This is a genomic window from Paenibacillus sp. FSL R5-0473 (genome assembly GCF_038004565.1).
GTDB classification, from domain to species: Bacteria; Bacillota; Bacilli; order Paenibacillales; family Paenibacillaceae; genus Paenibacillus; species Paenibacillus amylolyticus.
Genome location: NZ_JBBORL010000001.1, coordinates 4,077,247 through 4,091,679, shown reverse-complemented (window position 1 = coordinate 4,091,679; position 14,433 = coordinate 4,077,247). Strand labels below are relative to the sequence as shown.

Sequence of the window (14,433 nt, the reverse complement as noted above, 5' to 3'; positions counted from 1 at the left end):
AGAGATTACGTGGCGAACATACATAAGGGAAGATACTCCGCTGAGATTGAGGGAGAATTTGTTGTTTTTATCATCGGAATGAGGATTAATCGTCTGTGGGCTATACACAAATGGTTGCCTGTCTTTAAGTCCATGGGCCCGATGATTAAAGAGCTGTATATGAATCCGGAGACCGGATTTCTGAGTACAGAGTATTTTATAAGCAGGCGTGGGGTGACGCTACTACAATACTGGCGCTCTTACGATGAATTGGAGAAATACGCACGAGGTGGACTACACTTGGAAGCTTGGAAAAAATTCAACCGATCCATTGGTACTGACGGAACAGTAGGGATATATCATGAAACATACAAGGCTCAGTCGGGTTCCTTCGAGACCATATACGCCAACATGCCCAAATTCGGATTAGCTAAAGCTTCTGACCATGTGCCTTCGACAGGGAAAATGGAGACATCCAGACGCAGAATGGGCGGAGAGAATGACCCGGCCGTGGAAGTACCAGAGAATCCTTAAATAGGTAAAAAGAAAGGAGCATGTTATGAAGGCTAAACTTCGACCAGAAGATATATATTCAAAGCAACTGAGCTGGCTGTGTATTGAACCAATGCTTGTATCAGTACGGGGCAGAGATATGGCAGCCAAATCAGAGATATACCGAATGTTACACGAAGGGCAACAAGCTTTATTTCTGTTCTATTCCTATCATAATCACACGAAAAGTCTGGCAGAATTTTATTGGTTTTCGGCATATAACATCATTGAGATCAAAAGCTGGAATGGAATAAAAAATGGGATGCACTTTTTTCATTTAGATGAGATGGTTAATGTACTTGAACAGATTGAAAGTCTCATTACGGACAAAAATAAAGTGGGTGAAGAGTGGCTTGAGGTGCTGGCAACAGATCTGGATAAGGACCCAATCTTGCTTCAGAGAACAGAGGTGTTATATGACACCTATCAGACCGTGGCGCAAGCAGCTATTAAACATATGAATGAGATGATCCTGCAAAATCGGGATATGTATCTGGAGATTGAGTAAGGTTAACGTAGCACCTCCTTATAAAAAGAACTGCTCCCATGGAGTGGTTCTTTTTAGTATCTATGCAGTACCGATGCAACAAACTTGCAAAATCATGCAACAAAACGCAATACAGTGGGATTGCCGTAACTATGCTTGTAATATGAGTTGTGAGAGGAGGGGCAACACATGAAAGTCATTTTTGAAGAGGACACAGCAATTGATAAAAGGGTAGCCAAGGTCATAACCCATCCTGCGGAGAAGTCGAAGTGGGACCGTATTCAGAAGGCAATCTGTGAATCGGAAACTCAATTAACGGTCATCCATGCCAAGAATAATCGCAATATACAGATCCAGTTGAGCTCGGTGGTTGCCTTTGAATCAGAGGATCGGATGTGCTGTGTCCGGGTGATCTCAGGTGAGAGGTACTTGCTTCATAAACGTCTGAAATTTGTAGAAGAGGATCTGGATGACCTTCATTTTGTAAAAATAAATAATCAAACGATCATCAATACGCGGTACATCACCGCATTCTCTGCAACAGACCAAGCTCGAATTAAGGTAGACCTGAGCGATAGCTCCAGTTACTTCGTCAGCCGATTTTATATTAAAAACTTTAGGGGGAAATTATCATGATTACTCAACTTAGAAATTCTTTTTTTCAAGTATTCACTATAATGACGCTATGGATCACACTCTTGGCTACAATATTCTTTGGTGATCTGCCCATTCAGATGTCCTATTTATGGAACATAGCGGGTATTGCTTTTATTGCAGCTTTGTTGTTTGGAATGATGTATAACATACTGTGGAACTATTTTACGTTAAAACCGGTATGGAATATCGTCATTTCTTCCACATTCAATATTGCAGGAGGCATGGCGATGGTATGGTTATTCTCGGTAGACATGTTCCAATTCATCGCTCCCTGGTTCCCCGGCATGTGGTTATTATCTATCGTGCTACACGTCATCGCTTTTTATTTTTATGCTAGAATAGATAGCAGGAAAAAAGCGGAAGAGTTAAATAACATTCTCAAGTAGGTAGGGAGTACACGTATGAACGAGGAAGAACTGTTGCAGTTGTACGGATTGGAACCTGATGAGGTACACCGGGAGGCCATCCGACAGCTGCTTCAGCAAGAGATTGAGAACCGGAAGTCAGAGGATAACGAGGTTCTGAGACTATTGTGCATCATGTTATTCTGTATTGGAAATGTGGAGGACACCACGCTGATCTGGAAAGCCAAACGAAAGAATCAGGATACGGGCAGTTATATTGATGTGCAGTTATTATGTGGTGCGGGACATGAGCAGACTTTATTTTATCTGGAAAATATGGATGGGGAACAGGCGCACAAGGAGTTGCTTTACCTTAAACAGTGCGAGCCGTATGACTTTGTTGATTTCTCCAACGCGGAATGGGTCTCACACTATAAACAATATTATGGTGTTTGATTCGGATTTATAAGGTATGGAAGGAGGGGGACTATGCCAAGTTTGCATGACAACATCATATTAAGTTACGAAGTTGATTTAGAGAACAAAAGAATTAGGATGCGTACTCGTTCAAGTCATGATGTGCCGAAAAATATGGATGTTTTATTCTCTGGTGTAATGGCCCATGCGTTTGATACACCGCTGCATGGCAGCATTATTTTGGATCTGGATGAGTGGGAAATAGAGCATTTTATCCCTTATAATCGAGAGTTGTTAGAGTCAGGGAAGGGTCAAGCTTGGCCTGTCAGTTATGATTCCTATGACGAATTGCAAATCCGGCTGATCGAGGAGAAATACAAGTATATGGTGATCTCATCCTCGTATGGATTGAGTGGTTGGGTTTTGGCAAAGAACGTAGAGATTTCTGTTCAAGAAACGGGGTGAACGGGATGGAGCGTGAATACACACAGCATGGTGGCAAGAAGGGCGCAGGACTAAGAAAGGGCATTGTTGTTCTTGTTGTTCTGCTCGTTATTCTAGTAATGACCAATCCAAACGAAGAAGATTTTGTTGCGTGGCTCGCAAGTGAACATGACATCCATTCTTCGTATGATGTGAATGAAGGCAGGACGTTTACGCAGACGATCGACGGTGAGGAAAAGACGCTTCATTATAAAGGTGGACATATACTGCATATGGGAATCTTTTCAACATATAGTTACCTTTTCTTGGATAATGAAGAAAAAGAGATCCAGATTGAAGCGGTCGGCATAATGAATATGCTATTTAGTAGGTAGCTAGATTGATTGTGGACAGTTACAAAAGTTGAATGAAAGTTCTGCTGATAACCACGCGCTTTGCATGATATAACTCGTGCAGAGAAGCGTGGTTTTTTGCGCGAAATGCTATAGAAACAGAGATGGTTAACTTCGTTTATTCGCAAATTCCACATTATGGGTTATGATGTACCTTGAGAGAGAATTTTACATACATAGGAAGTCTCTATTTTAAATTAAAGGCATTTAAGGTCTTTACGAGGGGAGTATTATCCATGATTGAATGGAGGGCTGACTATGAAAAAGTTAAACGTAGTTTCATTATTATTACTACTTCTGGTGGCCTGTCAGAACCAGGAAAACACTGAAGATGCACAACAATCAATAGATTCCTTGGCTCAAAGTGTCACAGCAAAAGAGACACAACAGGATGAAGAAATATCGACATCCCATGAGAAGGAAGACATCCCACCAGAGTATCTCGATGAAACAAACTATACCGGTGACAAATTGGAAATCGTCAAACTTATGAATGCCCGTATACGTTATTTATACGAAAAGGATGAAATAGCATATATGAGTTTGATTGATCCTGAATCTCCTATATCAGGTATGGGAAGATACAAAGTTCTCAAGGTTACTTCCATGAGCGATATCACTATACAGGAGCAAAGGAAACTCTATCAGGCAGTGGTGATAGTTAATGAGTTAAATGAGAACGACGAAGAGTATAGCAATACGATGGTGTTTTGGAAAAAGAAAGAAGATGGCGATAACGCGCAATGGATTTTTGCAGACATTGATTAAGCACAGTAGAACACTGTCTTGATCATGGAGCTGAAAATTTTATACAACCTAAAGGATGATGTAATGATGGATAGGCGATTAATACTCATTGAAGGATTACCGGGTTCAGGCAAGTCAACGGTTGCCAAAATGGTATCCGAAATTTTGATAGGATAAGGCAAGGAGGTACAACTATTTCAAGAAGGGAACCTGGATCACCCGGCTGATTACGAGGGCGTATCTTTTTATTATGCTGGAGACTTCGAGGCTTTATTGAAAACACATGAAGAATACAGAGAGATTCTGGAAAGCAATGCGACTGCTCATGATCAAGGTTTCCTGATTCCATACCGTAAGATGAAAGAGCAATGGGGAATAGAGATTCCCGATCACATTGTACAGGATATTTTCAGCCGCGATATTTACGAAATTCCTTTTGAGCAAAATGTTAAGCTGATCACCGGGAAGTGGCAAGATTTCACCCAAAACGTGTTAAGCACGAATGATGACTGCATCACGATATTTGAGTGTTGTTTTATCCAGAATCCACTAACCATGGGTCTCGTAAAATGCAATCAATCCAAAGAGCAGAACGTGCAGTATGTATTGGAACTGGGGCGTATCATTCATGCTCTGAACCCGCTTCTCATCTATATCGACCAGAAAGATATATCCTATACATTTGATAAGGCAGTCAGTGAAAGACCAAAAGAATGGTCAGAGGGATTCATTAATTATTATACGAACCAGGGTTTGGGGCAGGCACAGGGTTATCAGGGTGTTAAGGGTACGTTACAGGTTTTGCAGGAAAGAAAGAAGCTGGAGTCCAAAATCTATGGGTTACTTCAGATGGATAAGGTATGGCTGGATAATTCGGATTATGACCGCGAGGCTTGTAGGCACAAACTAGAAAAGATTCTGCAGTAACCTTAATGAAATACGAATACATACCGGAGGTCAGTTTTATGACATTTTATGGAGTAGCCTTAATTGCAATAACCGCAATCTTAATTATTATAGGTGTTCGAAGCAAACGGAAAGTAATTCTTAGATGGGGCATAGCCAGTTTAATTTTATTGCTCGTACTTATCATTCCCTCATTCATCATGGGATTCATGGACGGATTTGCTGATGGATGGTCAGCGAGATGACCACTGCAGATAATAATAATGTATCGTATGAACAAAATAACAACAAATTCAACTTCCGTGTGGCAGGTATTGTGATGGATGCGGGAAGAGTTCTTTTGCATACGACTGAACAGGATGATTTCTGGAATCTGCCCGGAGGTCGGGTGAAATTAAACGAGACAACAGAAGCGGCTATTGTACGAGAAATGATGGAGGAACTGGGTGTTCATGTAGGTGCGGAAAGGCTCGCATATGTTAGTGAAGATTTCTTTTAATATGATGGCCTGAAGTATCATGAAGTTGGCTTTTATTATCTCATCAAATTGCCGGAAGCCCATAAGCTATATAGTGAAACTGAATTCAAAGGTTTAGAAGATAACGGTAAGTTAACTTTCCAATGGTTTTCCTTGGACGAACTGGAGCGGATGGAAGTATATCCTGTGTTTTTGAAAAAGGAACTGACTAACTTCTTGATGCAAAAGGCATCAAACACTTCATTCAGAAATAGAGGAATAGGTGCCTATGGACATTACATTTATTCGTCATGGTCATGGCGAACACTTGATGGATTACCCAAATCAATTAAATTGTCAGCATCCGGGCCTCACTGAATTGGGGAAAAGTCAGGTTATAGCGTTGCGTAAACAAGTGGTTTTTGCGCCTGAAGACGTCATTTTGGTTAGTCCAACGAAACGTACTATTGAAACAGCACAACTCCTAACCCCTAACAAAAATCTTGCGTTCTTCAGCCCACTGGTTGGCCCAAGAATGTTTCCTCAGAATCCAGAGTTTGTTCCTTTCGTCTGTGATCAGATCTATTCCAAGGAAGAACTCAGCCATCAGTATACTGACATAAGAATGCTTGATTTGGGTTTGGATTGTTGGGAAGAGAGTATTAATCAGATGGATGCACATCGATTCAAGAAATTAGCTGAACAGCTTCTTGAATGGTGCAGGCAACAGAGCGGCAATACGTTTATCATTTCCCATGATGGTACGATATCGAACTACAGGATGTTACTCGGAGAAGAAGGGTTAACCAAAAGTGATTTTCTTGGTGAAGCAGGGCAGTACACAATCCGAAACGTTTAACGATTAAAGGTGATTCCGTCAATCTCTTCTATTACACATTGCACAAGGAGTCTGTTTTGTAGGTGGTCTATAACTGTACTTAGGGGGACTTTCAAATGAAGTTATCGGATTATGAATATTTAACTTTGGCTCTGGAAGAAGCAGAACAATCACTTATTGAAGGAACGTATCCGATTGGTGCGATAATCGTGGATGTGGATGGGATTGTCGTGAGTAAAGGCAGGAACCGAGTTTTCTCGGATTGCGACCCCACCGCACATGCTGAGGTGGATGCCATTCGTCGGGCAGGAAAACATTTGCTGGATGTAGAGAAGAAGAAATTCTCGAAGAAGAAAGACTTGACGCTTTATACTACCTGTGAACCTTGTCCTATGTGCTCTTGTACCATATTAATGTCGGGTATTAAAAAGATTGTATGGGCAGCGGATGATGAAGAATATGGCGGGCTTCGACGTTTCAAGGAAGGGCCTCATTTTATCCATATGTTTGACACGTTATCCTGTGTTGCAGCACCCTATCTTGATCTGGAAAACAGACAGAGAGCTTTGCTCGCCAAATGGAATATTGGTAGAGGTGTGCTTAATACAGAGTGGGAGATTCCGAAGCAATGATCTTTTTTATAAAGGGGATGAATACACATGGAATTCGTGGGAGAGAAGGTAAGAATAACAACAGTCACAGAGCAGGACCTCGACTTCATATGTCAACTTGAATGTGACACAAATATATGGAGCTTTGAGGAAACTGTTGAAACGGATGAGGAAAAGGTCCGTGAGAAATATGGCAGCCATTTTGCTGTCGCAGATGAGAAACCGTATGCCTATGATTTTGTTATACGCCGCTTGAATGATCCGGAAGATACACCCATTGGTATTGTTCAGATGTGGAGTTATGTGGATTACCGAAAAAGCTGGGAACTTGGATACGGTGTGCTTTCGGAATACGCAGGCAACGGGTATGGGAGCGAGGCTACACATCTTTTGTTACAATTTGCGTTTCAAGAGTTACAAGCTCATAAGGTCGTCGGTATGTGCAATTCACAAAACGTTCGCTCAGCAGCACTGATGCAGCATGTGGGTATGACACGGGAGGCCGTCTACCAGGAAGAACTATGGTGGAACAATCAGTGGACAGACCAGTATTTTTACTCCATTTTGGATAGAGAGTTTAAGCGAGTCTAATAGGTAGGGGAGGAAGTCAGATGACTACGTTGGTTCTGTTGTGTTTCTCGTAAATTAGGGCAAAGGTGGTTATAACCATGGGGAGAATTACGGTTTATCATTATGATGCTTTCTCTACCGTTCCCGGTCAAGGTAACCCGGCAGGAGTGGTTTTTGATGCTGATCATTTCAGTGAGACGGAGATGCAGCAGATCGCTTATAAGGTTGGTTTTAATGAGACGGTATTTGTGTTGAACTCTGAAGTAGCTGACGTCAGACTACGTTATTTTACACCGGGGCATGAGATTAATCTGTGTGGTCATGCCACAATGGCATCACTGTATGGTTTGAAGACGCGTGGGATGTTGAGTGACAAAGAGTTAATCACGATTGAAACCAATGTAGGTACATTACCCATACGATTTGAGCGCAATGCCGACACCATTTACATGGAAATGAAACAGGATCAGCCGCAGTTTATACCATTCCAGGGGGATATCGAGAAGCTGGTAAGCGCCATCAATCTCACTCTGGATGATGTTGACCTTTCTACGCCAATCGTTTATGGAAGTACAGGAGCCTGGACGTTATTAATCCCGATTCGTGGACTGAACTCTTTTATGAAAATGAAACCGGATTCTTCCCTGTTCCCAGGGATTTTAATTGAGAATCCCAAAGCTTCCCTACATCCCTTTTGTTTCGAAACTCGTGATTCCGATGCGATGATGCATGCCAGACATTTTTCATCACCTTACTCTGGTACGACGGAAGATCCAGTGACTGGAACAGCCTCCGGGGTGATGGGTGCTTATTATTTAACCTATGTGAAACCGGAGATTGATGAGGTACAGTTTGTGATAGAGCAAGGGCATGAGATTGGAAGAGATGGAAAGGTTCAAGTGAGTGTGATTCGGGATGGTGAGGATATGGATGTCAGAATGAAGGGGACAGCTGCTTTTGTGCGTGAACTGAATGTTGAATTGGACATTTGATCATATACGAAAGCAAAAAGCGCGAAGGGAGATTAACATTTTGCAAATTATTGATATTCGGCAGAAGCCGGACGTGATGCAAGAAGCAGTACAGTATTTCTGGAAACAATGGGGCTCGGAATCAAGCTTCCATTTCTATCGGGATTGTATAGAGCGTTCTGTGGATACAGAGAGTGATGTGCCAAGATTTTATGTGATGTTGGACGGAGACCGAATTATCGGTGGGTACGCTTTGTTGCGAAGTGATCTGAATAGCAGGCAGGATCTCTTTCCCTGGTTTGCATGTCTTCATGTTGATCCAGAATATCGGGGCCAGAATCTGGGTGGACAACTTCAGACCCATGCATTAAATGAGGTGAAAGCAAAAGGGTATGACAAGCTGTATTTATGTACTGATCTGACTGATTATTATGAAAAAAATAACTGGGCCTATATCGGTAAAGGATATTTGCTTGATGATGAAGAGACAAGAATCTATAAATATCAGATTTGATCATGGATCTACCACTCCCTGAGTTGAGTGGTAGATTTTTTATTTTAACCGATAAGCACGCTAAATGCCCCTTACATCTACCAGAAAAGTTAAATGAGGCAAAATATGCTAGAATAGGGAGTGGTATTTTAATAGGTTCATTAGGAGGAATAACAATTATGATTACGATATTTCTAATGTTGATTAATGTACTGTTATACGGACTGGGCGTGTATGCGCTGATCCTGTTTATTAAGCTGGCCCGGCGTGGGATTCAGGCACTGGATATCTACCTGTATGAGAAACGCGGAGAGCGGTTCTAACGTTCACCACATCACATTCGAACAGAATTATCATTTTTCTCTCAGTGTTTTATCTTTCCTATTCTAGTATGATTAACGCATCAATCCAGTAAAGAGAGGTTCATGAATATGGATGCTTTTTTAGAGCAAATTAACGAGTTAAACGAGCTTCAGAAAGACTTGGTTAGCCTACATCCTTTGTTTGCAGAACATTATCCAGTGGTTGTAGCCTATGAAGCTTTATTATATATCTATGATTATTCGTCCAAAACGCAGCAATATGAGTGGGTGAAGACGGTACCGGACGATTTATATATTCCAGATGAATGCCTTGCTGCGATGCCGGTGCATCATATGAACGGACGAATGTGTGCGATTGTAACGGATACAGCGTTCAAAGATCTGGAGCAGAAAGTTTATCTGTTCCACGAATATGTTCATTGTTATGTATATGAGAAATATGATGAACGGATCGTCAACCGTCTTCAGATTAAGCATAAAATGGACCAACTGAAGCGTGTAACATGGGAACTGGATTATGAGTTTCCGTATGAAAATGAAGTTGTTGTGGAACGAATTAACTCATTGTTGTCTGCTTTGAAGAGTAAAGACCTGACACAAGTACAGACAGCTAGAAAGGCACTGTTCCGTTCATTAAATGAAGAACAAGCCGAGTACTGGAGCTGGTTGGAGTGGAACGAGGGTTACGCGCGTTATATTGAGAATCTGATTCGGGTAAAATTTGGGCAGGAAAGCAACCATTTTGGAGATACTGCTCCGTATAATCGTCTAGTATTCTATGAATGTGGATCTGAATACATTAGTCTGCTTGTGAAGGAGCACCCGGAGTACCATACGGATCTGGAGCAGCTGTTTGACCGCATGCAAGTGGAGAGAATTCAGGGATAATCACGCATCTACGGTGAAAAAAAGGTGGAACCTAGCGAAGTCTCACTATTCTAGTGATCTGCGTTGCACCAGTAGGTTATATCGTTTCTTTTTACTAAGTATAGTAGAATACTTCCCGATAAAAGGAGATTAACTCTATGCCGTTACCTATGGTTCATCTCAATATTGCTAATCTGATTGCAGACTCGCTGCAAATTCAGGCTGATCGAGGTTCATTCTATCTGGGGAATATCGCCCCAGATTCCATACATATGCGCGAAGGTACAACCAGAGATGATAAGGAATACACCCATTTCAACCCAAAAGATGATGGAGATTACGTTGGTGAATTGAAGGATCTTTACTCATTCTATATGCAACAACTTACCGATGAAGGATGGAAGTGGTTTGTGCGAGGATACTTTATGCATGTGCTAACAGATTATTACTGGTTCCGTAGTGTGCATCCCGAATTCGTCGAACGGGTCAACAAGGTAGATCAACATACAGGCAGTAGCAGATCGAAGGATGAACTAGCGCGTTTATATTACCAGGAGACGGACCAGATCGATTTTAATCTCTATCAAGGTTCGAGTTGGAGCGAAGAGGTATGGCAGGTGCTCAACAGTTCACCAGGTTATGACATGACGGGTCGTTTAACTGCTGATGAGATTGTGCGCTGGCGGGACCACACGTTTTCTTTTCTTAATGGGGAAGAACCGGGAATTACTCCTGAGTTCATCACGGGTGAGAGAGTTCAGGTATTTGTGGAAGAGACCGTAGAACGACTGATCGCTTTGTTGTCTTCATGGGACCCGGAGTTACGTAATTTGATATGAATATAGATAGTTAGTGCAGTTGAGTCATTTCATTATATACTGTATTTATTACTTCTCTACTCATTACTAGTTTATTTAATACTAAGTCAGGGAGGCACGCAGTATGGTGAAATATGTAGGCGTGTTGCTCGTATTTGTCATTGCCACGTTCATTGCAGGGTGCAGTAAACCGAATGAATCGAACGTGGAAGAGGGGCTTCCTCTATTGATCACCTTAACCTGTAATCCAAACCTCACTTTGGAACCATGCCAAGATGTTGTGTTTGATCGATCTGACGAGATTCGAATCATGATGGAGGCCATACATAAGGCAGAGCGTATGCCGGGTATTATTGATTATGGTACGCAGTACAAGATGAGCATAACAAATGCGGACAGCTCGATAACACGGTATGATTTTTCATTAGGAATGGATCCCAAGATGCAAGGCCTGTTAGTAAACCTTGAAGACACGAACACTGGATATAGCATTCCTCTTGAGGATTCGAATCAACTAAGAAGACTGATTCAGCGACGTATAGATTAAGAAGGTATATGGAACGGAGAAGAACCTGTGGATGACAAAATCACCATTGAACCTTTGAAACAATCGGATGCAGATGGAGTGTATCAGGTGTTCGAGACAACCATTCCCGCAGCATTTGATCAGGAGGGAATAGGCTCGCTTCTGGATGATATTCAGGATGAAATAACACAGAAAAAAGCGATGATTCACATGGCATTGCAAGCAAAGGACAACATAGAACCAAGTGTGTTTTTCCTCGTCGCCAAAATGGGAGATGTTATTGTAGGGACAATCTCGTTTGGACCGTGTGGTAAGGAGATTCGAGAATGTACAGAAGGCCGGCTGAACGAGATCGGAGAACTGGGTAGCCTGTACGTGTTGTCCCATGTTCAAGGTCAGGGGGTTGGTTCGGCGCTCATTCTCGCACTGGTTACTGAACTGCAACGGCTGGGAATTCAGCAATTCTGTCTGGATAGCGGTTACCAGATCGCACAGAAGAAGTGGCAACGCAAATTCGGTGAACCCTATGTGGTGGCGAACAACTATTGGGGCGAAGGAACAGATCATATGGTTTGGCTGTGTGAAGTACAGGATTTTATAGAGGTTGTTCAAAAAGCCCGCTTTTGATTACGAAGGATGCCTAGTGGCATCATCAGCATCGAATATGGAATTCAGCCGAAATAAGCGGGAGGCTTACGAAGTATGTTTCCTGAGGAAAGATTGTAGTTGCTCACGTAGTTTTCCCTACGCTCCGCTACTCCATTTCTAGCTTCATCCCATCTTCTCGGTACTGAAAACCAGTCTTTTTGAACATGCACTAAAGTAAAATGAAATGAACAAAAGAGATGACGACCTGTATTGTATAGGGGTCATCTCTTTATCTTTTTGCATCGATCGTGGACGATTGTTCGTACATTGTATCATGTGTGTTTTTATGTACCCGAGGAAAAAAGGAGTGAACATATGTCAATACAGTGGAATACACCCAAACAACGGCTGTCCCCTCACGCGGTAAACTTGTGGAGAATTAGCGCCATCATATGGAATGTAATAGGTTTCCTGATCCTTGCCGTACTGTTAATACTCGACTCCATCTATGGATGGAAGACGTGGATTGGTTGGATTTTGTGGGGCGTTACGGCCGTATCGGTGCTCTATGCGGTGTGGGATATTTTCATCCAGCCTTCATGGTTATACAAGCATTGGTACTATGATGTGAATGAGGAGTTCCTGCAACTGAAGCGCGGGGCGCTAACTAAGGTACATCAGATCATCCCCATGGCGAAAGTGCAATCGGTTACAACAAATCAGGGACCTTTAATGCGAAAATACGGACTCTATTCCGTATCGGTTGGCACGATGGGTTCATCGCATGAAATCCCGGCATTGCCAGAGGAAGTCGCACTTGCACTCCGTCATCAGATTGCGTCCTATGCGCGAATTAATGAGGTGGATGAATGATCGATATGAAGCGACATCATCCATTAACCATGCTGTGGAGCTTGTGGAAACGGGTAAAGAATTGGTTTGCCATCGTCCTTTTTTTGTTTGTTTTCCGTCAGGGCTCGGAGTCCCAATGGATATTCTATGGAAGAATCGCTTTTTATGTAGGTGTCTCCCTTAGCATCCTGTCCATGATCCTGAAGTGGTTCACCTCGCGTTATGCAGCAGACGATACAGCCTTTCATATCTATAGTGGTGTGTTTAACCGTACTCGAAGAACGATACCTTATACGAAGGTCCAGAATGTGAATCGTCATACAACGTTGTTTCATCGGTTATTCAGGGTGACGTCGATTCGATTTGAGACCGGAATTAAGGGAGAAGATGCTACCTTTCAGTTACACGTTGTTTCACTTTCCGAAGCGGAACAGCTGGAGAAAATTGTAGCAGGTCATATGGCTGAAGAAGCAGAAACAGTAGGAGCAACAGAGGAACATGATACGTTGGATGCAGTTCAGGTTATGGAAGAGAGAGAGGCGCAATCTGAACCTTTTATAACTGATGAAGTCATGTCTCTGCCTGCAAAAGAAAAACAGGAACGGGTTGTTCATTATCATTCCACCCGCAAGGACATTTTCAAAGCATCCTTTACCTCGCTCAGCTTTCTCGTACTGATTCCGGTCCTGGCTACGCTCTATTCCTGGGTGAAGGACTTCTTCCCTGATGAAGAAGTAACGGAAAGTTTGTTATTAACCTGGCTTGATTCCTGGTGGATTGCCGGTTTGATGATTATAGTTTTATTGATCATATCTATTGCTCTGGGCATAGTCAGAACCTTCGTAAAGTATGGCAATTTCCAGATCACCTCGGATGCCAAGCGGATCTATATCTCGAAGGGCATGATGGAGCAAACGTCATTTTCAATCCTGAAAGAGCGAGTCCAGGCCGTCAAAATTACACAGTCGCCAATGAAAAGGCTGCTTGGACTGGCGGAAGTAGAACTGACCACTGCAGGTAGTCTGGGAGAATCCGAGCAGGAAGTGAACTCGCTCTATCCCTTCTTGCCTGTGAAGCAAGCCTATACCCTGATTGAGGAGATCCTGCCATCCTATCGGGTTACGCAAGAGATGGAAAAACTTCCACGAATATCACTATGGCTGCGCCTGCTCAAACCAAGTTGGGGATGGATCATGATTACGGGTTTATTGTGGTATTTCAAACCATTGGTGTTTGGGCAGAAACATGCCTGGTGGATGATTTCCGCGATTCTGCTCGTGTGGATTGCAACATGCAGAGTGATGGACTTTTTCCATACCCGATACATTCTGCATCAGAATTTCATTCAACTTCGAACCGGTGCGCTCACGTCAACCCTCTTCATCTCCAAACGTGAGAAAGTCATCGAAGTGCAGATCACCCGTAATGTGTTACAGCGTTGGTTCGGTGTGGCTTCCATTCATACGGTAAACCGCGCCAAACCAGTACTGCATCATCGGGCACATGACATTTCCCTGGATACGGCGAAATCATTTCAATCATGGTACATGGGACGTACCCAAGATGTTCAGACCCGTTAATCACAAGAGCAAGT

The 14,433-nt window shown here is 42.6% G+C and carries 21 protein-coding genes and 1 pseudogene; all 22 read left to right on the top strand.

Features of this window, described 5'->3' with window-relative positions:
- The first annotated feature begins 9 nt into the window (after positions 1–9).
- The 22 genes and pseudogenes from MKY28_RS17880 to MKY28_RS17775 all read left to right on the top strand — a co-directional run bounded on the left by MKY28_RS17880 (position 10) and on the right by MKY28_RS17775 (position 14,419).
- Positions 10–513 carry a DUF4188 domain-containing protein gene (locus tag MKY28_RS17880; RefSeq protein WP_076327140.1) on the top strand — a complete coding sequence of 168 codons (504 nt, stop codon included), beginning with the start codon at positions 10–12 and terminating at the stop codon, positions 511–513.
- Positions 514–538: 25 nt separating this feature from the next.
- A complete protein-coding gene (locus MKY28_RS17875; protein ID WP_076318230.1) occupies positions 539–1,039 on the top strand; it encodes a hypothetical protein in 501 nt (166 codons plus the stop codon).
- A gap of 168 nt (positions 1,040–1,207) precedes the next feature.
- Positions 1,208–1,654, top strand: a complete 447-nt coding sequence (locus MKY28_RS17870; protein ID WP_340032264.1) for a LytTR family DNA-binding domain-containing protein — start codon at positions 1,208–1,210, stop codon at positions 1,652–1,654.
- Positions 1,651–2,061 carry a hypothetical protein gene (locus MKY28_RS17865; RefSeq protein WP_282318870.1) on the top strand — a complete coding sequence of 137 codons (411 nt, stop codon included), beginning with the start codon at positions 1,651–1,653 and terminating at the stop codon, positions 2,059–2,061. Before MKY28_RS17870 ends, MKY28_RS17865 begins: the two co-directional genes overlap by 4 nt.
- A gap of 15 nt (positions 2,062–2,076) precedes the next feature.
- On the top strand, positions 2,077–2,475 hold the full coding sequence (locus tag MKY28_RS17860) for a hypothetical protein (protein ID WP_076318232.1): 399 nt from the start codon (positions 2,077–2,079) through the stop codon (positions 2,473–2,475).
- A gap of 33 nt (positions 2,476–2,508) precedes the next feature.
- The gene (locus tag MKY28_RS17855) at positions 2,509–2,901 is read left to right on the top strand and encodes a hypothetical protein (RefSeq protein WP_036610400.1); all 393 of its coding nucleotides are present in this window, start codon (positions 2,509–2,511) and stop codon (positions 2,899–2,901) included.
- A 5-nt stretch (positions 2,902–2,906) separates the two neighbouring features.
- Positions 2,907–3,254: a hypothetical protein gene (locus tag MKY28_RS17850; RefSeq protein WP_036610397.1), complete on the top strand. Its 348-nt coding sequence runs from the start codon at positions 2,907–2,909 to the stop codon at positions 3,252–3,254.
- Between the two features lie 276 nt (positions 3,255–3,530).
- Positions 3,531–4,040 carry a hypothetical protein gene (locus tag MKY28_RS17845; RefSeq protein WP_036610394.1) on the top strand — a complete coding sequence of 170 codons (510 nt, stop codon included), beginning with the start codon at positions 3,531–3,533 and terminating at the stop codon, positions 4,038–4,040.
- 171 nt (positions 4,041–4,211) lie between these two features.
- Positions 4,212–4,946, top strand: a pseudogene (locus MKY28_RS17840) (hypothetical protein); the annotation flags it as partial.
- 220 nt (positions 4,947–5,166) lie between these two features.
- Positions 5,167–5,424, top strand: coding sequence for an NUDIX domain-containing protein (locus tag MKY28_RS17835; protein WP_340032265.1), 258 nt, complete (start codon positions 5,167–5,169; stop codon positions 5,422–5,424).
- 247 nt (positions 5,425–5,671) lie between these two features.
- On the top strand, positions 5,672–6,241 hold the full coding sequence (locus MKY28_RS17830) for a histidine phosphatase family protein (protein ID WP_340032266.1): 570 nt from the start codon (positions 5,672–5,674) through the stop codon (positions 6,239–6,241).
- A gap of 95 nt (positions 6,242–6,336) precedes the next feature.
- Positions 6,337–6,852: a nucleoside deaminase gene (locus MKY28_RS17825; RefSeq protein WP_036610381.1), complete on the top strand. Its 516-nt coding sequence runs from the start codon at positions 6,337–6,339 to the stop codon at positions 6,850–6,852.
- A gap of 27 nt (positions 6,853–6,879) precedes the next feature.
- The gene (locus MKY28_RS17820; protein ID WP_340936522.1) at positions 6,880–7,422 is read left to right on the top strand and encodes a GNAT family N-acetyltransferase; all 543 of its coding nucleotides are present in this window, start codon (positions 6,880–6,882) and stop codon (positions 7,420–7,422) included.
- A gap of 77 nt (positions 7,423–7,499) precedes the next feature.
- Positions 7,500–8,393, top strand: a complete 894-nt coding sequence (locus tag MKY28_RS17815; RefSeq protein ID WP_340936521.1) for a PhzF family phenazine biosynthesis protein — start codon at positions 7,500–7,502, stop codon at positions 8,391–8,393.
- Positions 8,374–8,886, top strand: coding sequence for a GNAT family N-acetyltransferase (locus tag MKY28_RS17810; protein WP_340936520.1), 513 nt, complete (start codon positions 8,374–8,376; stop codon positions 8,884–8,886). Before MKY28_RS17815 ends, MKY28_RS17810 begins: the two co-directional genes overlap by 20 nt.
- A 158-nt stretch (positions 8,887–9,044) precedes the next feature.
- On the top strand, positions 9,045–9,188 hold the full coding sequence (locus tag MKY28_RS17805) for a hypothetical protein (RefSeq protein WP_165790066.1): 144 nt from the start codon (positions 9,045–9,047) through the stop codon (positions 9,186–9,188).
- A 108-nt stretch (positions 9,189–9,296) separates the two neighbouring features.
- On the top strand, positions 9,297–10,076 hold the full coding sequence (locus tag MKY28_RS17800) for a hypothetical protein (protein WP_340936519.1): 780 nt from the start codon (positions 9,297–9,299) through the stop codon (positions 10,074–10,076).
- 137 nt (positions 10,077–10,213) lie between these two features.
- On the top strand, positions 10,214–10,894 hold the full coding sequence (locus MKY28_RS17795; RefSeq protein WP_340936518.1) for a zinc dependent phospholipase C family protein: 681 nt from the start codon (positions 10,214–10,216) through the stop codon (positions 10,892–10,894).
- 103 nt (positions 10,895–10,997) lie between these two features.
- Entirely contained in the window at positions 10,998–11,420 is a 423-nt protein-coding gene (locus MKY28_RS17790) for a hypothetical protein (protein ID WP_340936517.1), read from the top strand.
- 27 nt (positions 11,421–11,447) lie between these two features.
- The gene (locus MKY28_RS17785; protein WP_340936516.1) at positions 11,448–12,026 is read left to right on the top strand and encodes a GNAT family N-acetyltransferase; all 579 of its coding nucleotides are present in this window, start codon (positions 11,448–11,450) and stop codon (positions 12,024–12,026) included.
- Between the two features lie 336 nt (positions 12,027–12,362).
- Positions 12,363–12,860: a PH domain-containing protein gene (locus tag MKY28_RS17780; protein ID WP_340936515.1), complete on the top strand. Its 498-nt coding sequence runs from the start codon at positions 12,363–12,365 to the stop codon at positions 12,858–12,860.
- Positions 12,857–14,419, top strand: a complete 1,563-nt coding sequence (locus MKY28_RS17775; RefSeq protein WP_340936514.1) for a PH domain-containing protein — start codon at positions 12,857–12,859, stop codon at positions 14,417–14,419. Before MKY28_RS17780 ends, MKY28_RS17775 begins: the two co-directional genes overlap by 4 nt.
- The last annotated feature ends 14 nt before the right edge of the window (positions 14,420–14,433 follow it).